Below are 18734 nucleotides of genomic sequence, written 5' to 3'. Positions count from 1 at the left end.
CACCACCACCGGAGCTGTCCCGGTGATCCGCCCGGCACGCACCGAGGCGCCGACGACGGCGGAGAACCCGCAGGTCGGGGCGGGCAGGTCCGACGCCGGCCTGTTCCGTCGCGCCGGCCGACGCCTGGCGCGGCTCCCTCGTCTGTGGGGGCGCTCGCTGCTGTTCCGGGCGGTGGCCTTCACAGGACTGCTGACCATGCTCGGCACCGGCCTGGTGGCGGCCTTCCTCGCCCAACAGGTCACCACCGGGCTCTTCCAGGAGCGCTTCGACCAGATCGAGCTCGAGGCATCCAACGGGATGCAGCAGATCCGCAACGAGTTCATCTCGGCCTCCACCGCGGACCGCAGCGAAGCTGACGGGCTGGTCGCCGACACGCTCACCCAGCAGGAGGACACCGGATCACAGATCCACCGCTACGTCTTCCTGGTGCCGCTGGACGACACCGACATCGACACCCAGTCCGTGGCCGGCCGTATCCCGCGAGGGCTGAGCGAGGACGTCACCGAAGCGGTGGTCTCCGATGAGCTGCGCGCAGCGGTGGCCGGCGGCACCGGCCAGTACTGGCAGTCGGTGTCCTTCGAACGGGACGACGTCGAGACCCCCGGGGTCATCTTCGGCACCCAGGTGACTCTTCCTCCGGGGGACATCATGGGTCTCTACTTCCTCTATGACTTCTCCACCGTGCAGGAGACCTTGGCGTTCCTGACCCGCATCATGCTGCTGGCCGGTCTGGCGCTGCTTGTGCTCAACATGGCCGTGGCGGCCTGGGTGACCCGCTCGGTGGTCTCCCCGATCTCCCAAGCGGCGGAGGTCTCCGAACGGATCGCCGCCGGGCAGCTTGATCAGCGCCTGGCGGTGCGCGGCGAGGACGAGATCGCCCGGCTGGGCATCTCCTTCAACCGCATGGCCTCCAACCTGCAGGAGCAGATCACCCAGCTGGCGAACCTGTCCAAGATGCAGCAGCGTTTCGTCTCCGACGTCTCCCACGAGCTGCGCACCCCGCTGACCACCGTGCGCATGGCCGCCGAGGTCCTGCACGAGTCCCGCGAGGACTTCGACCCGGTCAACCAGCGGTCCACCGAGCTGCTCTACCACCAGGTGGAGAGGTTCCAGGCGATGCTCTCGGACCTGCTGGAGATGTCCCGCTTCGACGCCGGCGCCGCCGAGCTGGCCCTGACCGACGTGGACCTGCGCAGCCTGGCCCAGGACGCACTGACCACCGCGCTGCCGCTGGCCGACCGCTCGCAGACCCCACTCTCGTTCGTGGTGCAGGGGGAGGGCTTCGTCGTCGAGGCCGACCCGCGCCGGATCGACAGGATCCTGCGCAACCTCATCAACAACGCCATCGAGCACGCGGAGTCTCGCCCCGTGGATCTGGTCATCGCCTCCTCACCGACCGCCGTGGGAGTCGCGGTGCGGGACCACGGCCTGGGGATGAGCCCCTCCGAGGTGGCTCACGTCTTCGACCGCTTCTGGCGCGCCGACCCGGCTCGGGCGCGCACCACCGGCGGATCCGGGCTGGGGCTGTCCATCGCCACCGAGGACACGCGGCTTCATCATGGCGCGCTGGACGCGTGGGGGCAGAAGGGCCAGGGCTCCTGCTTCCGCCTGGTCCTGCCACGTCGGCAGGACGAGCCGTACAGAGCCTCCCCGTTGGCCCTGCCCCCGGTCTATCGCTCCTCGGATCGCCGGAGGGTCTCCATGCCGGTGGACGGTGCCCCTGCCACCGGAGAAGTCGATCACGACCGCGTCACCGAACAGTCCCTGAACCGCCCGAAGGAGATGGACTGATGTTGCGCCATCGCCTGACCGCCCTGATCGCCGCGCTGAGCGCTGTCGTCCTCTTCGCCGCCGGGTGCACACCGATGCTGCCCACCGACGGCCCGGTGGGGACCTCCGAGCCCGACGTCGGCGGCGACCCCGCCTACAACATCCAGGCACGCTCGCCGGTGGAGGGCATGAGCCCCGACGACATCGTGCTGGGCTTCATCAACGCCGGGGTCGAGCCCAGCAGCCAGTATGAGGTCGCCCGTGAGTACATGACCGAAGAAGCTGGGGCCGAGTGGATCTCCGGGGCCCGCACCCTCGTCTACGCCGGGGACCCGAATGTGCTCGCCATGGGAGATGACACCTATTCGGTGCAGATGGAGGTGGAGTCCGCCATCGACGAGTCCGGGATCATGACGCAGTTCCCGGAGGGTCAGACCCAGACGGAGGAGTTCCGGCTTGAGGAGGTCGACGGGGAGTGGCGCATCGCCGAGGCGCCGGAGGGCACGATGGTGACCTCCGGATCGTTCGCCACCGTCTATGAGGCCCACACCCTCTCCTTCTACGACCCGCAGCGGCTCTATGCGGTCCCCGACATCCGCTGGTTCCGCAGCAACCGGGACGGCATCACCACCGAGATCGTCAGCGCCCTTCTCGAGGGCCCGGCCGCCTACCTGGAGCCGGCGGTGAGTTCGGCGTTCTCCAACGGCACCGCGCTGCAGCGGCCGTCGGTGCCGGTGGAGGAGGGGGTCGCAGTCGTCGACCTGGATCCGGAGCACCTGCGCGGGGCGAGCAATCAGGAGCGTCTGCTGATGCAGCATCAGCTGGAGCTGGCGCTGCTCGATCTCCCCGGTGTGCGAGCCGTGGAGATCACAGCGGGGCAGGCCGAGTATGAGATGCCCGATCAGTCCACCGACGCGCTGGGGATCGAGGATCGGCCCAGCGTGGGCAACACGCAGGTCGGTGTCCTGGACGACACGCTGGTCCGTGTGCAGGACCTCCAGACCCTGTCCATCGGCTCCCTGCCGGACATCTCGGACCTGGAGCCGCAGAAGCCTGCTCTGCCCGCCGAGGCGGAGGAGATCTTCGCCTTCCTGGACGGCGAGGGGGAGGAGCTCTACCACCTGCGGCCGCACCGGAGTCCTGATCTGGTGCTCTCCGGGGAGGAGCTCACTCGGCCCTCGATGGACAACTTCGGGTGGACCTGGAGCGCCAGCAACGAGGATGACGGGGCCCATGTGCACGTCGCCGCCTATGACGAGACCCTGGCTCAGACCGCTTTGGAGGTCAGCGCAGACTGGCTGGTCGATCTGGAGGTGAAGTCCCTGCGGATCGCCCAGGACGGTGCCCGGGCCGCGGTCGTGGTCGACGACGGCGGCGAGTCCCGGCTCTATCTGGCGGGGGTCGTGCGCGACTCCTCCGGGACGCCGCGAGGCCTCGGTGAGCCGATCGCACTGCAGACGACCACGGCAGAACCCGGTGACGTCCGGTGGCTGGAGCAGGATGCCCTGGTCATCTGGTCCACCTCCGACGACTCCGCTGTGGAGGTCGAGAGGGTGAACCTCAACGGCTCCAACCAGTCGCTGGGCAGCCCGCTGCTCGGTCTGCAGAACGTCTCCGCCGGGGAGGGGCTGCGTACGGTGTTCGCCGAGCGGGTCGATGCGCCGTACAACTCCCGCAGCGGTGACAGCTGGGACATCAATGAAGAGGTCGAGGTCCGGGACTACGCCTTCCCCGGCTGACGCTCGCGAGCTGTTCCTCCACAGGAAGGCATGAGGGGGCACGGCGCGCCCGCCTCTCCACAGCGTGCCGGTGCCAGGTGATCTGCTGCCTCGAGCCCGTGAGGCTGGAGCTATGTCATGTGCTGCTGGCTCTCCGCACTCTCCGCGGAGCCGTCGACCTGCCCGTGGACCCTGGATCTGGTCTGTCCGTCGACTCCTCCGGGAGGTCGCCGGGGTCATCTCCCCGGTGTGGTGCGCCGGGTGCGGGCGTGAGGACGTCGTGCTGTGTGGGGACTGTGGCGAGCTGCTGCGGGACCTCACCCGCCTGCCCTTCCGCGCGGAGGAGCAGGCGCTGGCCCTGCCGCTGGTGCCCCCGGCGGGCGGTGGTGACCAGGACGGTGTCGAGCTGGTGGTGTTGCCTGCGGTGTCCGCGTCCCGGTATGAGGGGCTGGTCGCGCGGACGGTCCTGGCCTACAAGGACCACGAGGTGACCGGACTGGCCCGTGTGCTCGCCCCTGCCCTGCACCGCGCGGTGGCCGGAGCCTGCGCGCAGCTGCACCCGGGGTCAGCTCCGCTGCTCGTCTGCCCGCCCTCGACGCCGGCAGCCCGACTGCGTCGCAGCCATCGCCCCGTGGAGCATCTGCTCGGCGCCTGCGGCCTGCGTCCTGCCTCCGGTCTGGTGGCTCCCACCGTGTCCGCGGCGCTGCGCTCCCTGCTGCCCGGGTCCGGGCAGAAGGCCCGTGGGATGGGGGCACGCCGCCGAGCCCTGCGCGGTACGCTGCGGATCACCGCCGCCGGCCGCCTGATCCTGCCGGGGTCCGAGGTGATCCTGGTGGACGACGTGCTCACCACCGGGGCGACGCTGCACGAGCTGCACAGGGCCCTCGCCGGAGCCGGCGCCGTCGTGCGCGGTGCCGCGGTGCTGGCCGCCTCCCGGCGTCGGAGCCCGGGGGCGGAGGGCTCCGGACGGGCCGCCTCGGCGTGTCGCCCGACGCCGAGGACCAGTTCCGGATCTGCCCGTGACGAATGAGTGGATTCGTCCTAGGGTGGAGTATGGGTATCTTCACGATGGGTCCCATCGCAGCGGCGACGGGACGCATGTCCCGGTCGGCCGTCGTGCTGTCATCGGAAACGAGGAGGACACCATGACCCTTCAGGTCAGCTATACCGGACGGAACATCCAGATCCCCTCCGCCTTCAAGGAACACGTCCAGGACAAGATCGACAAGATCGAGCAGCTCGCGGACAAAGGGCATCGCCTGGAAGTCAAAGTCGCCTCCGAGAACGCCCACCGTCGCGCAGACACTGCGCTGACCGTGGAGCTGACCGTCATCGGTCGGGGCAAAGTGGTGCGTTCGGAGGCTCAGGCCGAGGACAAGTTCGCCGCGTTCGAGATCGCGCTCAACAAGCTGACCGAGCGTCTCCGCCGCGTCCGTGACCGTAAGAAGTCCCGCGCGCACAACGCCTCCCGGAACGGAGCACCTGACGTCGCCACCGCGATGGCCGGGCTCGATCCCGTCTCCACGGATCGCCCCCTCTATGAGCAGGTCCTGGACGCAGAGGCTGCGGATGACCATCCGCCGGCTGAGGACGACGTCGACGCCGGGACGGTCAAGATCCGTCGCAAGGTGTTCCCCGCTGAGCCCATGAGCGTGGACGCGGCTGTCGACGCCATGGAGCTGGTGGGGCATGACTTCTACCTGTACATCGATGATGAGACCGGACAGGCCTCGGCGGTGTATCGGCGTCGTGGATGGACCTACGGAGTGATCTCGTTGGACGCCGAGCGGCAGATCGACGAGCCCACCACGGAGGAGCGCAGCTACCGCCCGGAGAACGGCACCACACCGCGGAAGGTCGGGGTGGCCTGAGCCGGTGCCCGGACGGGCACATGACATGCGGGACGACGAGCCGCATCTGACCGTCTGACCGTGACGTGCGGGGCTCGGACATCATGTCCGGGCCCCGCCGTCATGCCCGTGCCGAGACTGCGGCATCCGCACCGAAGATCGTCGCGCGTCGTGGTCCTTTAGGCACCGTCCAGCCTCAGCGCGTAGACTGGCAAGCGGCTCCGTGCAGGTGGCCCGGGACACATCCCGGCACCGTCAGCGCAGCCGAGGACCGATACACACCTGATGGAGAACCGGCCGTGCCTACTCTGCTCGAACGAATCCTCAAGACCGGGGACAAGAAGATCCTCAAGACGCTTGGCGCCTACGCCGACGCCGTCAATCTCTTGGAGGACGAGTTCAAAGAGCTCTCCGACGCTGAGCTGCGTGCGGAGACCGAGCGCTTCAAGGAGCGCCACCGCGACGGCGAGTCGCTGAACTCGCTGCTGCCCGAGGCCTTCGCCGCAGTGCGCGAGGCCGCCGACCGCACCTTGGGCCAGCGTCACTACGACGTCCAGCTCATGGGTGGCGCGGCCCTGCACCTGGGCAACATCGCAGAGATGGGCACCGGTGAGGGCAAGACGCTGGTCGCCACGGCGCCGGCCTACCTCAACGCGCTCTCGGGTAAGGGCGTCCACGTCGTCACCGTCAACGACTACCTGGCGAAGTACCAGTCGGACCTGATGGGACGTGTCTTCCGCTTCCTCGGGATGACCACCGGGACGATCACCAATGATCTCAAGCCGGCCCAGCGCCGTGAAGCCTACGCCGCGGACATCACCTATGGCACGAACAACGAGTTCGGCTTCGACTTCCTCCGGGACAACATGGCCCAGTCGCTGGACGACCTGGTCCAGCGCGAGCACCACTACGCGATCATCGACGAGATCGACTCCATCCTCATCGATGAGGCCCGGACCCCGCTGATCATCTCCGGGGCGGCCTCCGGGGACATCTCCCGCTGGTACACCGACTTCGCGACCCTGGTGAAGAAGCTCCACAAGGACGAGGACTACGAGGTCGACGAGAAGAAGCGCACGGTGGGGGTGCTCGAGCCCGGCATCGACAAGGTCGAGGACTACCTAGGCATCGAGAACCTCTACGAGACCCAGAACACGACGCTGATCCAGTACCTCAACAATGCGATCCGCGCCAAGGAGCTCTACAAGCGCGACACCGACTACGTGGTCGTCAAGAACGAGGTCCACATCGTCGACGAGCACACCGGCCGCATGCTCAAGGGCCGGCGCTACAACGAAGGCCTGCACCAGGCCATCGAGGCCAAGGAGGAGGTGCGGATCAAGGCGGAGAATCAGACCCGCGCCACCGTCACTCTGCAGAACTACTTCCGTGGATACGAGAAGATCTCCGGCATGACCGGCACGGCCGAGACCGAAGCTGCCGAGTTCATGTCCACCTATGGTCTGGGCGTGGTGCCGATCCCGCCGAACAGGCCCCGCCAGCGCGTCGACCACAATGACCTGGTCTACAAGAACGAGGTCGTGAAGTTCGACGCGGTGCTCCAGGACATCGTGGAGCGGCACGAGAAGGGCCAGCCGGTGCTCGTCGGCACCGAGTCGGTGGAGAAGTCCGAGTACCTCTCCAAGCTGCTGGCCAAGGCCGGCATCCGCCATGAGGTCCTCAACGCGAAGAACCACGAGCATGAGGCGGCCATCGTCGCGCAGGCCGGCCGCAAGGGCGCCGTCACCGTGGCCACCAACATGGCCGGCCGAGGCACTGACATCATGCTCGGCGGCAACGCGGAGTTCAACGCCGTCCACGAGATGGAGAAGCTCGGGCTGGACCCGGCGGAGGATGCCGAGGAGTACGAGGCCAAGTGGGACGATGTGTTCACCACGGCCAAGGACGAGGCCGAGAAGGACGGCGACGAGGTCCGTGAGCGTGGCGGACTCTACGTGCTCGGCACCGAGCGCCACCAGTCCCGGCGCATCGACAACCAGCTGCGCGGTCGTTCCGGACGTCAGGGCGACCCCGGTGAGTCGCGCTTCTACATCTCGCTCACCGATGACCTGATGCGCCTGTTCAACCAGGCCGCAGCCCAGCGGATCATGAACTCCAAGGCCATGGATGAGCAGATCCCGGTCGAGCACAAGTTCGTCTCCGGCGCGATCGCCAACGCCCAGCAGCAGCGTGAGGGTCAGAACACCGAGATCCGCAAGAACGTCCTGAAGTACGACGATGTGATGAACCGGCAGCGCGAGGCGATCTACTCTGATCGTCGCCGCATCCTCGAGGGCGACGACGTCCACGAGAAGGTCCAGCACTTCATCGAAGATGCGATCGGCCTGATGATCGACGAGAGGACCTCGTCGAGCTCTTCCGAGGACTGGGACCTGGAGGGCCTCTGGGAGGAGCTGGAGACGTTGTACCCGATCTCGCTGGAGGTCGCGGACATCGTCGAGGAGGCCGGTGGCATCGATCAGATCACCGTGAAGATGCTCAAGCGCGAGATCGTCTCTGATGCCAAGATCGCCTATGAGAACAAGGAGGAGGAGCTCGGCGAGGAAGCCATGCGCCAGCTCGAGCGCCGGGTCCTGCTCTCGGTGATCGATGAGAAGTGGCAGGAGCACCTCTACGAGATGGACTATCTGAAGTCCGGCATCGGTCTGCGCTCGATGGCTCAGCGCGACCCGTTGGTGGAGTATCAGCGTGAGGGCTACCTGCTGTTCCAGACCATGGCCGACTCCATTCGCGAGGACTCCGTGCGCTACCTCTTCAACGCTGAGGTGACCTCAGCGGCGGCCCGTGCCAAGACCACCAGCCTGCCCGGTGTGAAGGAAGGCCGTGTGGCAGCAGCGGGCAAGGAGGTCAGCGTGCCGGGTCTCAAGGACGAGCAGCCCAAGGTGAAGCTCAACTTCACAGCCCCGACCGAGACCGGCGGCAAGCAGACCGAGTCCCGCAGCACCGGCTGATCCCGGCAGCGGCTCGTCGCCTCACCGGCGGGTCGGGGCGGTGTCAGCCCAGCTCGAGGGCGACGGCCCGCCACCTGCCTCGGTGCGCCTCCACTCGCATCGCGCAGGCCCGGGTGCGGGTCTCCTCGCTGAAGATCACCGAGACCTCCCATACCCCTGCCTCGACGGAGTGGGTCCGGATGCGACGCAGGCTGAGGCGTGGGGGCGTCGTCGTCTCTCGAGAGGGGTTCTCGTGGCCGCGGGTCAGTCGCCGTGTGTGCTCGAGCAGCACGCTGCGTTCCTGCACCTTGGCGTAGACGAGGGGATCGAGCCAGCGGCGCAGCTGCTGGACCGGTCGTACCCCGGCCAGCGTCTCCATCGCGGCCTGGCAGATGAGCCGGGACACTGCGATGACCTGTCTTCGTTCCTCGCGCAGTGAGGCCAGTTCTGTGGGCCGTCGGCGATCCCCTCCGGCCGTGGCGTTCACCGAGACGCCGTCGGAGCCCGCGCGGTTCATCAGTCGCTGCACCTCGTCCTCCCGCTGCAGGCGGAAGGTGTTCGGACGTCGCATCGGAGGTCTCGTCCAGCTGGCCTCGGGATCTCGGCGCACCCTGGCGTCCAGCCTGATCAGCGGTTCCAGAGAGTCGATCCGAGTGGTGGTCTGCGCGCCGGTCTGCTCTCGGCTCGCTGACTGCGCGGTGGCCTCCAGGTGCTGCTCTGGGATGGGGGCGGTCATGCTCAGGTCCTCTCTTCGCTGCGGTGCAGCGGGGTGGGGTGATGCGGGCATGTCGGTGGAGCCCGCAGGCGGACGTCACGCGGACTGATCGTGCTCCGGTGGAGTCAGCACCGTGCCGGGCAGCAGATGGCCGGGGTCACCGCCGATAGCCTCTCGATTCGCCTCGTACCACTGGGGCCAGAGCTCGGCGATCTCCCAGTCCGTGGCCTGAGGGCCCAGCTGCTCGGCAGCGATGTCCCACAGGCTGTCCCCGGCGCGGACGGTCACCTCCGCGTCGGACCGCTCACGGGTCTCTGCGCCCTGATGGCGGTCCGCCTCGGGTGCGGGCGGGTCTGGGGTGAACAGCGGGCTCATCGGGTCCTCCTCGGCGGCAGGCGGGTGCTCCTCGACTGGGCCGGGCCCAGGCGTTGCGCTCTGGGCGGTCTCGTCCGGGGGATCCTCGGCGGCGGAGAGGGGCAGCAGCAGGTCCGCCGGACCCGAGGCTGCAGATCGTGTCTCCTCCACGGCTCGGTCGTCGGTGCTGATCGAGCTGATCGAGCTGGATCCCCCAGTGCCGCTCGGAGTGGAGTGGTGGTGCAGCGTCGTCACCGCACCTGCGCCGGTCACCGCCAGCTGCGCGGCCAGGGTGAGCACCACTGTGCGCCTCATGAACCCCGGGGACAGGCGTTCCAAGATGTTCCGCGCCGGGCCGGCATCGAGCCGTCCGAGACGCGCCAGGATCACGAGGATCGTCGACGCGACGGCACCGAGAAGCGCGGCCGCACTCAGCAGAAGGCCCAGGCCGGCGGCACCGAGGCCGACGACGTGTTCGGCCTCGCGCAGCCCGGAGTCGAGCCGGGGGAGGTGCTCCTGCACCACTGATGGTGCCGCTGAGGAGAGCAGGGAACCGACGGGCACGTCCAGGATGGCGGCACCGCAGATGAGCAGCACCGGCCCGACGGCGATGCTCAGCAGGGACAGCACTGCGTCCTGCCGCTGATCGGCCGGCTGCGGCACGTCGAGGCCGGGGTCTCGGCGGATGGTGCGCGATCGGGCGGTCCGGGGCGAGACTGCGGAGCTCCGCGTCGGCTGTCGCCGGGTCGCCCGGTCTGTGGGATTCCCCCTTCCACGCCGTCGATCCCGTCGCCGTTCCGGTGTGGTCGTGCTCATGGCCCCTCCTGATGTCTGCTCGACGACGCCCCTGAGTTTGGGACCTCGTGGGCTGCGGCGTGCGCCGCAAGATGTGTGGATGAAGCTATTCATCATGTGATGATGCGATTTGATGTGATTTGCTAGTATTGGATGCTACACGGATGAGTGGTGATTGGGTAGTGTGTTGCCGCGGCGGCTGGCAGGATGTCGAGGATCAGAGGCGAGAGGGGTCGGGATGCGGTGGGAGGCATTGTTCGCGGACATGGAGGCTCGGTGGGATGCCGAGGCTTCGGCTGAGCTCGAGCGGGACATCGCGGAGGCCACGCGCTTCGAGCAGGCGGCGGTGGGCCTGGTGGACCGTCTGCGTGCGCAGATCGGGGCGATGGTGACCGTGGCCCTTCCGGGGGAGCGCCTTGTGGAGATGCGCCTGGACGCCGTGGGGGAGGACTGGATCGCCGGCAGCGAGGGGCATCAGGGCATCGTCGTGCCGCTGCAGGCCGTGCAGTCGGTGGAGGGGCTGCTGCGGCGCGCGGCGCATGAGCACAGTCATGTGCGCCGGCGGATGGGGCTCTCTATGGTCCTGAGGGGAATGACGCGGGACCGTGCCGTCGTCGAGATCCGTGGCGCCGAGGGCGGGGTCCTCGTCCACGGGCTGCTGGTGAACGTGGGGCGCGACCACTGCGAGGTCGCCCGAACCATCGCCGGAGAGGTCCCGCGCCTGCGTCGTGCTCAGGGCGTGCGCACGGTGCCGTTCGCCGCGATGACGGAGATCAGGGCCGAAGCGCATCCGCCCAGCTGATCAGCGGAGGCAGCGTCCAGGTCGGCGGCGGGTGCTGGAGTGTGCTTCAGGATGAGGGCTGGGATGACGAGTGGGTGGTGCGTCCGCGCTCGCGGCGCGCCTGGCGCTGGACTTCGTACTGGCGTTCGATGTACTCGTCCAGCTTCGCCTCTTCGATCCGCCACTGTCCGCGGCCGCCGACCTGGATGGCCTCGAGGTCGCCGCTGCGCACCAGGCTGCGTGCCTGGTCCATCGAGATGTTCAGCACTTCGGCGACGTCGGGCAACGTGAGGAAGCGCCGCATCGATTCCCTCCGGTCGGTCTGGTCGGTCTGCTCGACCTGCTGGATGCCACGAGCACGTGATCGGGGCCGAGGTCCAGGCAGTCATAGGGTTCAGTGCATTGCAGTCCCAATAGGGCCGATTCTCTCACAGCGGAGACGATTCGGAGCTGTTTGTCCACAGCTGGTGGCATTGTCCACAGGTTGCGTCAAGCAACGACGCAGGCCTGGCCTGTCGGTTACTCTGATGCGGTGTCGGGGTGGTCCTGAGGGGGACACCCCGGGCATCTCACGCACGGAACGGACATCGAGGGGTATGCATGACGGCTGAGACGCACGACGCAGCGACGGCGGCACGCGCCACTGAGGACACTGCCGAGCGACTGCGGCGACCGAGCTGGAAGGACCCCCGCCTCATCGTCGGGGTGCTGATCGTAGTCGCCTCGGTGGCCGGAGTCGTGGCCCTGGTCGCCGCGCAAGACCGCACCGTCCCCGTCTATGCGGCCGATCGCACCCTGGCCGTGGGGGAGCCCGTCGACATCGCGAACCTGCGTGTGGTGGACGTGCGGCTCGACGAGGTCGCCGAGCTCTACCTCAGCGCTGAGCGCGAACCGCGGTCGGACCTGCAGTTCGTCACGGTTGTGGACGAGGGGGAGCTGGTCCCGCTGCGGGCAGTGGGCACCACGGATCCGCTGGGTCGCCAGGCCGTCACCCTGGAGGTCGACGAGGCGCTGGCCCGGGCGGTGGAGCCCGGCCGCACCGTGGATCTCTGGGCGGCCTTCGGCGGGACGGTCGGCGCGGACGCCGAGACTCCGGTGGAACAGATCGTGGAGACCGCCGAGGTCTCCGCGGTCACCGAGTCCACCTCAACCTTCGGAGCCCAGTCCGCGGTCACGGTGGAGCTGCTGGTCGATCCGGAGGACCTGCCCAGCGTCTTGGCCGCGCGCAGCTCCGCCGCGACCCTGTCGCTGGTGCCCGCCGGTGCGGAGGCCCCCCGCGATGCCGAGGAGAGTTCCGACGAGGACACCGACGACGACCTGGAGCACTCCTCCGACCAGGACGCCGAAGGGGACCTCGAGCGCGACGGGGAGGGCTCGTGAGACGCTGCTCGGTCATCACAGCTGGTCATCTCCATCACGACCATATCGCTGCGGTGGAGCGAATCCATGGACCAGTCACGATCGACCGCCGCTGTGCTGACCTTGCTGAGCTCATGGCGGCGGCACGTGCGGGCTGGGCAGACGCCGCGCTGATCATCGGGCAGACGGATGCGCTCACCGGTTCGCTGCTCACCGAGCTCACCGAGCCCGGGATCGTCGTCGTCGTGGTCTCCGACGTCGCCGTGGAGCGCACGCGCCTGAGGAATCTGGGCGCGCTGGCACTTCCCGACGACGTCGACGTCGAAGTCCTGGTCGATGCCCTCCGTGGGCGCCCGGTGCCCGATGAGCTGACGGTGGAGTCAGTCCCCGGGGTGGCATCTGGGGACTGCGCCGGGGTCCTGCCGGCAGCCGATCCCCAGGCTGTCTCCGACTCCGATGCTGGTCCACCGGCCGCAGGTGCCGATCCGCTGGACGACGAACTGGCCGACCTGCTTCGATCGACCGGGCAGCAGGAGTCTCCGGACCTTTCGGACGTTCCTGACTGGGGCTCTGACCGGGACGCTGACGGGGGCTCAGAGCACGATGCAGACGGGGATGCAGACCAGGATGCAGACAGGGATGCAGAGCTCGAATCCGACGACTCGTCGGTGAGCCGTGCCGACGTTCGCCCGATCGCACCGGGGGAGACCAGGATCGCCGGGATCACCACCGTGTGGGGTGCTCCCGGCAGCCCAGGCCGCACCACACTGGCGGTGAACCTCGCCGCCGAGCTGGCGCTCACCGGCGCGCACGTGCTGCTCATCGATGCCGACACGGTGGCCTCCTCCGTGGCCGCCCATCTGGGACTGCTGGAGGAATCCGCCGGTCTGGCGCAGGCATGTCGGCAGGCCGACCTGGGTCGGCTGGACTCTGCGCGTCTGCGCCGGGCGGCCACGGTGGTGGACATCAGCGGCAGCCGTCTGCGTATGCTCACCGGGCTCCCGCGAGCCGACCGCTGGCCCGAGCTGCGCGAAGGGGCCCTGCGCCAGGTGCTGCAGCTCGCTGACAGGGACTTCGACCATGTGATCGTCGATGTGGCAGCACCCACCGAGCAGGACGAGGAGCTGACGTTCGACACCCGTGCCCCGCAGCGGAACGCCGCCACCGTCGTCGCAGTGGAGGAGGCGCACACGCTGCTGGCCGTCGGAGCACCGGATCCCGTCTCCTTCCCCCGGCTGATCAAGGGGCTGGACGATCTGCGGCTCAACGTGCCCCAGGCGCCCCGGCCTCTGGTGCTGATCAACCAGACCCGGCGCGAGGCAGTGGGGCGAGCCCCAGAGGACCAGCTCCGTGAGGCCTGGAGACGATTCGGCTCCGAGGAGCCTCTGGAGATCTTCCTGCCCTGGGACCGTGCTGCCTGCGACGATGCCCTGCTCACCGGCCGTGTGCTCGCTGAGTCGGCGCCCCAGTCGGCCCTGCGACGCGCTGTGGCGGAACTCGCCGGGGCTGATCTGCCGACGCGTCGTCGGAGGCGTCTGAGACGATAGGCTGGCACAGCAAGGCCGGACACCGTGGTCCGGCCCATGGATGGGGCATCGAAGACCCAGAAAGAGTGAGTGCACATGGCCGGTGAGAAGTCCCTCTGGACCCGTGATGACGCTGATCTCAAGAACCTGGAGAGTGCGTATTACGCGCATATCGCTCCAGAGGATCTGTGGTCCGTCAGCTCGGAGCATCAGCGAGAGCGGGTGACCCGCCACCTGGAGGTCGCCCGGCGTCGTACGGACTCCTCGCCCCAGGCCGACGTCGTCACCGTCGGGGGGCGCAGCATCGCCCTGGTCGTGACTGATGACATGCCTCATCTCGTCGACTCCGTCACCGCGGAGATCTCTCGCCAGGGCCACGCCATGTCTCTGGTGGTCCATCCGATCTTCCTGGTCAGCCGGAGCCTGGAGGGCCGTGAGGTGCTCGGCGTGCGCTCCGTCCCCGCACCTCAGCGAGGGCTGTCCTCCGGAGACACCCAGACCCTGCCGGACCTCTCCGTGCTGGCTGACCCCGATCAGCACACTGACGTCGAGTCCTGGATCGCCGTGGAGCTGGATCGAGTGCTGCCCGCCGAGCGGGCGGAATCCCTGGTGAAGGGCCTCTACAGCGTGGTCGACGACGTCAAGGTCAGCCACCGCGACCAGAACCGCATGATCGGCAAGGCCCGTGGCGCCGCCGGGCTGCTGCGCGAGGCCGAAGGGCTCCATGAGTCCCAGGAGTCTGCTGACCTGCTCGACTGGATGGCCGACGGCAACTTCCTGTTCCTGGGCTATCGCGAATACGAGCTCGACGAGCACACCGACGGCTCGGTGCACCTGGAGCCGGTGATCGAGACCGGACTGGGCATCCTCACGCACAACCGTGGGAAGGGCACCCTGCACCGCACCACCGAGCTCTCCGAGGCGGGCCGGGCTCGGGCCCGAGAGCGTCGTGCGCTCGTGATCACCAAGGCCAACTCCCGCTCCACGGTGCGGCGCCGCACCTACATGGACTACGTCGCGGTGAAGACCTTCGGTCCCGACGGCACTGTGCGCGGCGAGCGTCGCTTCGTCGGCCTGTTCAGCCAGCGTGCCTACACCCAGTCCATCCAGAACATCCCGCTGCTGCGGTCGCGGGCGCGCCAGCTGCTGGACCGGTCGGGCTTCAGCCCGAACTCGCATTCGGGGTCGGACCTGATGCAGATCCTCGAGACCTATCCGCGCAATGAGCTGCTGCAGATGGACATCGAGGAGATCGAGGAGACCGCCTGGCAGATCCTGCAGCTGCAGGAGCGCCGTCGGGTGAAGCTGTTCCTGCGCGAGGATCACTACGGGCGGTTCATGACGGCCCTGCTCTTCCTGCCCAGGGACCGCTACAACACGGCAGTGCGTCAGCGCGTGGAGCAGGAGCTGCTGCGCCATATCGATGCCGAGTCCATCGACTTTACGGTGTGGCTCACCGAGTCGGTGCTGGCCCGGGTCTTCTTCCGGCTTCGCCTGGGGGAGGACGCCGCGGAGCTGCAGGTGGGCGTCGACGAGCTGGAGCGGCGTCTGGCCGGGGCAGTGCGGTCCTGGTCGGAGGGGATCTCCCAGGAGGCCGCTGAACGGTATTCCGGCCGACGGGCTGAGGACGTGGCCCGCCGCTGGGGCGAGGCGTTCCCGGAGGACTACCGGGTGCTCTACGAAGTCTCCGACGCGCTGGCCGACATCACGCAGTTCGAGACCCTGGAGCGCCATCCGCAGGACGGACCGCGCATGCAGTTCTACCCGCCGCGCGGCGATGATCCCGCGCATATGCGGCTGAAGCTCTACCTCACCGAGCCCAAGACGCTGACCGACACCCTGCCGACCGTCGATGACTTTGGCCTCTCGATCCTGGACGAGCGTTCGTACACGCTCACCTGTGAAGACGGCACGAACTTCTACCTCTACGATCTCGGTCTGTGCTACCCGACCGGCGTCGATCCGCACACCACGATCGACCTGCTCAAGGAGGCCTACAGCCACGTGCTGGTGGGCACCGCCGAGTCGGACATCTTCTCCCGACTGGTGCTGCGCCTGGGGCTGTCCATCCGCAAGGTCACCGTGCTGCGGGCGTATGCGAAGTACATGCGCCAGCTGGGGTCCGCCCATTCCTACGCGTTCCTGGCCGAGGCGCTGCTGCAGAACCCCGAGGTGTCGGTGGCGCTGGTGGCCTACTTCGAGGCGCGGTTCGCCCCCCACCTGGAGGGCGACCGGCACGAGCTGATGGCCGAGACCCGGCAGCGGGTGGTCCAGACCCTCGAGACCGTGCGCACCCTGGACGCCGATCGTGTGCTCTCCACCCTGCTGAACCTGATCGACTCCACACAGCGCACCAACGCCTACCAGGGGCGGAACTGGCTGTCGATGAAGCTCACCCCCGGCAGCATCGACTCGGCACCGCAGCCGCGTCCCGCCCATGAGATCTGGGTGTACTCTCCCGAGGTCGAAGGTGTGCACCTGCGTTTCGACAAGGTCGCCCGCGGCGGGCTGCGCTGGTCCGACCGTCAGGAGGACTTCCGCACCGAGGTCCTTGGCCTGGTGAAGGCACAGATGGTGAAGAACGCAGTCATCGTCCCCTCCGGAGCGAAGGGCGGCTTCTACGCGAAGCAGCTCCCGGATCCGGCCGAGGACCGCGGCGTCTGGTTCGAAGCCGGCCGGGAGGCCTACAAGGTCTTCATCCGTGCGCTGCTGGACATCACGGACAACCAGGTGGAGCGGGACGGGCAGATGCAGATCGTCCCGCCCGAGGACGTGGTCCGCCACGACGGCGACGACGCGTACCTGGTGGTCGCGGCCGACAAGGGCACCGCCACCTTCTCCGACACCGCGAACGAGGTCTCTGCGGAGTATGGGCACTGGCTGGGGGACGCCTTCGCCTCCGGCGGATCGGTGGGCTATGACCACAAGGCCATGGGCATCACCGCACGCGGCGCCTGGGAGTCGGTCAAGACGCATTTCTCCGAGCTGGGTCACGACACGCAGACCGAGGACTTCACCGTCATCGGCATCGGTGACATGTCCGGCGACGTCTTCGGCAACGGGATGCTGCTCTCCGAGCACATCCGGCTGGTCGCCGCGTTCAACCACCTGCACATCTTCATCGACCCCGACCCGGATTCCGCCGCTTCCTTCCAGGAGCGGAGTCGGCTCTTCGCCGCCCGGCGCTCCGGCTGGGACGCCTATGACCAGGAGCTGATCTCCGACGGCGGCGGGGTGTTCTCCCGGACCGCGAAGACCATCACCATCACCGAGCCGATGCGACGCCGCTTCGACCTTCCTGCCGAGGTCGAGGTCATGACCCCGCCGGAGCTCCTCAACGCGCTGCTGAAGGCACCGGTTGATCTCCTCTACAACGGGGGCATCGGCACCTACGTCAAGGCCTCGCAGGAGACCCACGATGAGGTCGGGGACCGGGCCAACAACGGCATCCGCGTTGATGGTCGGGAGCTGCGTGTGCGTGTCGTCGGTGAGGGTGGCAACCTGGGGCTCACCCAGGCCGGCCGTGTCGAGGCCGCCCAGGGGGGTGTCCGGCTCAACACTGATGCGATCGACAACTCTGCCGGCGTCGACTGCTCCGACCACGAGGTCAACATCAAGATCCTGGTGGACCAGCTGATCTCCTCGGGACACCTGCAGTCGGAGGAACGCACCGAGCTGCTGCGCGAGATGACCGACGACGTCTCCGAGCTGGTGCTGAAGACCAACCGGGACCAGAACATCCTGCTGATGACGGACCGCCACCGGATGGGGGACTGGTCCCCCAGCTTCCAGCGGCTCATGGGCTGGCTCGAAGACTCCGCAGGACTGGACCGCGAGCTGGAGGTGCTGCCCACCGACCTGCAGCTGGAGGAGCGCCGTGACGCGGCCAAGCCGCTGACCTCTCCGGAGCTGGCGGTGCTCGTGGCGTACGCGAAGATCCAGCTCAAGGGCGCCCTGGTCGCCTCAGAGCTGCCAGATGATGACTGGTTCTCCTCTCTGCTGGAGGACTACTTCCCCCAACAGATCACCTCGCGCTTCGCCTCGGAGCTGCCGCGGCACCCGCTTCATCGAGAGATCATCGCCAACGTGCTGGCCAACGATGTGATCAACATGGGCGGAGCCACGTTCGTCTTCCGCGCGATGGAGGAGACCTTCGCCTCGGAGGCGCAGGTGGTGCGTGCCTTCGCCACGGTGCGGGAGCTCTTCCGTCTCGACGAGTTCGACGCCGCGATGCGGAGCCTGCCGGTGAGCTTCCCTCGGGAAGAGTGGGCGCTGACCTACCTGGACATGCGCCGGCTCCTGGACCGGGCGGTGCGCTGGTGCGTGAACCATGCTCCGCGCGGAACCTCCGTGCAGGAGGACGTGGAGCTCCTCGCCGAGCACATCCGCCCGCTCTACGGCCACCTCTCCGAGCACCTGCGCGGCGAGGACCACCTTCGGGTGGTGGAGAAGAAGGCCGAGGTGGTCTCCGCCGGAATGCCGGAGGACCTGGCCGGATGGGTCGCCGAGCTCTTCGAGACGTTCTCGCTGCTCGACGTCGCGGACCTGGCTCGGGAGCACGGGGTCGACTCGACCGAGGTCGCCGCGATCTACTACAAGGTCTACGAGGAGTTCAGCGCGGACTCGCTGCTGGAACGCATCACCGGGCTGCCGCGGAAGGACAAGTGGCAGGCCCTGGCGCGCGGAGCCCAGCGCGACGAGTTGTATCACGCGATCCGGGACGTGACCTCTTCAGTGTTGGAGCGGACCGAGCCGGGATCTGCGGACGAGCGCATGGCTGCCTGGCGGCGGGAGAACGAGACGAAGATCAGTCGGGCGGAGCGGCTGGTGGCGGAGGTCGATCAGCTCAAGACCGACAACATCGCCTCGCTGACGGTGCTGCTGCGGCATCTCCGCGGTCTCATCGGAGGCTGA

General features: G+C 68.1%; 12 protein-coding genes. 9 read left to right on the top strand and 3 right to left on the bottom strand.

What is annotated here, in order from left to right:
- The first annotated feature begins 22 nt into the window (after nt 1-22).
- The 5 genes from mtrB (at nt 23) to secA (ending at nt 8311) form a co-directional block, all read left to right on the top strand.
- Nucleotides 23-1792 carry an MtrAB system histidine kinase MtrB gene (gene mtrB, locus ODE13_RS01665; RefSeq protein ID WP_322477702.1) on the top strand — a complete coding sequence of 590 codons (1770 nt, stop codon included), beginning with the start codon at nt 23-25 and terminating at the stop codon, nt 1790-1792.
- Nucleotides 1792-3510 carry an LpqB family beta-propeller domain-containing protein gene (locus ODE13_RS01660; RefSeq protein WP_322477701.1) on the top strand — a complete coding sequence of 573 codons (1719 nt, stop codon included), beginning with the start codon at nt 1792-1794 and terminating at the stop codon, nt 3508-3510. The genes mtrB and ODE13_RS01660 overlap by 1 nt, the downstream gene beginning before the upstream one ends.
- Before the next feature lie 259 nt (nt 3511-3769).
- On the top strand, nt 3770-4519 hold the full coding sequence (locus ODE13_RS01655; protein WP_322477700.1) for a ComF family protein: 750 nt from the start codon (nt 3770-3772) through the stop codon (nt 4517-4519).
- 115 nt (nt 4520-4634) lie between these two features.
- Nucleotides 4635-5360: a ribosome hibernation-promoting factor, HPF/YfiA family gene (gene hpf, locus ODE13_RS01650; RefSeq protein ID WP_179542245.1), complete on the top strand. Its 726-nt coding sequence runs from the start codon at nt 4635-4637 to the stop codon at nt 5358-5360.
- A 278-nt stretch (nt 5361-5638) separates the two neighbouring features.
- Entirely contained in the window at nt 5639-8311 is a 2673-nt protein-coding gene (gene secA, locus ODE13_RS01645) for a preprotein translocase subunit SecA (protein ID WP_179542246.1), read from the top strand.
- Between the two features lie 43 nt (nt 8312-8354).
- Here the strand turns inward: secA and ODE13_RS01640 are convergent, their stop codons facing one another.
- Together ODE13_RS01640 and ODE13_RS01635 are read right to left on the bottom strand one after the other, a co-directional pair.
- Nucleotides 8355-9026, bottom strand: a complete 672-nt coding sequence (locus ODE13_RS01640) for an Rv3235 family protein (RefSeq protein WP_322477699.1) — start codon at nt 9024-9026, stop codon at nt 8355-8357.
- Between the two features lie 75 nt (nt 9027-9101).
- Nucleotides 9102-10175 (bottom strand): hypothetical protein, encoded by a 1074-nt coding sequence (locus tag ODE13_RS01635; RefSeq protein ID WP_322477698.1) that lies wholly within the window; start codon nt 10173-10175, stop codon nt 9102-9104.
- Nucleotides 10176-10392: 217 nt separating this feature from the next.
- Here ODE13_RS01635 and ODE13_RS01630 point away from each other — a divergent pair, with 217 nt between their 5' ends.
- Nucleotides 10393-10956 carry a hypothetical protein gene (locus ODE13_RS01630; protein WP_322477697.1) on the top strand — a complete coding sequence of 188 codons (564 nt, stop codon included), beginning with the start codon at nt 10393-10395 and terminating at the stop codon, nt 10954-10956.
- Nucleotides 10957-11002: 46 nt separating this feature from the next.
- Here the strand turns inward: ODE13_RS01630 and ODE13_RS01625 are convergent, their stop codons facing one another.
- Entirely contained in the window at nt 11003-11239 is a 237-nt protein-coding gene (locus tag ODE13_RS01625) for a helix-turn-helix domain-containing protein (protein ID WP_322477696.1), read from the bottom strand.
- A gap of 296 nt (nt 11240-11535) precedes the next feature.
- Here ODE13_RS01625 and ODE13_RS01620 point away from each other — a divergent pair, with 296 nt between their 5' ends.
- The 3 genes from ODE13_RS01620 to ODE13_RS01610 all read left to right on the top strand — a co-directional run bounded on the left by ODE13_RS01620 (nt 11536) and on the right by ODE13_RS01610 (nt 18734).
- Nucleotides 11536-12315: a hypothetical protein gene (locus tag ODE13_RS01620; RefSeq protein WP_322477695.1), complete on the top strand. Its 780-nt coding sequence runs from the start codon at nt 11536-11538 to the stop codon at nt 12313-12315.
- 113 nt (nt 12316-12428) lie between these two features.
- Complete coding sequence (locus ODE13_RS01615; RefSeq protein ID WP_322477694.1) at nt 12429-13841, top strand: AAA family ATPase; 1413 nt, start codon at nt 12429-12431, stop codon at nt 13839-13841.
- A gap of 75 nt (nt 13842-13916) precedes the next feature.
- Nucleotides 13917-18734 (top strand): NAD-glutamate dehydrogenase, encoded by a 4818-nt coding sequence (locus ODE13_RS01610; RefSeq protein ID WP_322477693.1) that lies wholly within the window; start codon nt 13917-13919, stop codon nt 18732-18734.

The organism is Nesterenkonia sp. HG001 (assembly GCF_034438835.1).
GTDB classification, from domain to species: domain Bacteria; phylum Actinomycetota; class Actinomycetes; order Actinomycetales; family Micrococcaceae; genus Nesterenkonia; species Nesterenkonia xinjiangensis.
The sequence above is the reverse complement of the archived record's forward strand: the minus strand, read 5'-3'. Positions and strand labels throughout refer to the sequence as shown.

Excerpts from the sequence above, each read along its gene's own strand:
- ODE13_RS01620 (WP_322477695.1), top strand. The coding sequence starts at position 11,536 with ATGACGGCTGAGACGCACGACGCAGCGACGGCGGCACGCGCCACTGAG.
- hpf (WP_179542245.1), top strand. The coding sequence starts at position 4,635 with ATGACCCTTCAGGTCAGCTATACCGGACGGAACATCCAGATCCCCTCC.
- ODE13_RS01640 (WP_322477699.1), bottom strand. The coding sequence starts at position 9,026 with ATGACCGCCCCCATCCCAGAGCAGCACCTGGAGGCCACCGCGCAGTCA.
- ODE13_RS01630 (WP_322477697.1), top strand. The coding sequence starts at position 10,393 with ATGCGGTGGGAGGCATTGTTCGCGGACATGGAGGCTCGGTGGGATGCC.
- ODE13_RS01625 (WP_322477696.1), bottom strand. The coding sequence starts at position 11,239 with ATGCGGCGCTTCCTCACGTTGCCCGACGTCGCCGAAGTGCTGAACATC.
- ODE13_RS01610 (WP_322477693.1), top strand. The coding sequence starts at position 13,917 with ATGGCCGGTGAGAAGTCCCTCTGGACCCGTGATGACGCTGATCTCAAG.
- ODE13_RS01635 (WP_322477698.1), bottom strand. The coding sequence starts at position 10,175 with ATGAGCACGACCACACCGGAACGGCGACGGGATCGACGGCGTGGAAGG.
- ODE13_RS01660 (WP_322477701.1), top strand. The coding sequence starts at position 1,792 with ATGTTGCGCCATCGCCTGACCGCCCTGATCGCCGCGCTGAGCGCTGTC.
- ODE13_RS01615 (WP_322477694.1), top strand. The coding sequence starts at position 12,429 with ATGGCGGCGGCACGTGCGGGCTGGGCAGACGCCGCGCTGATCATCGGG.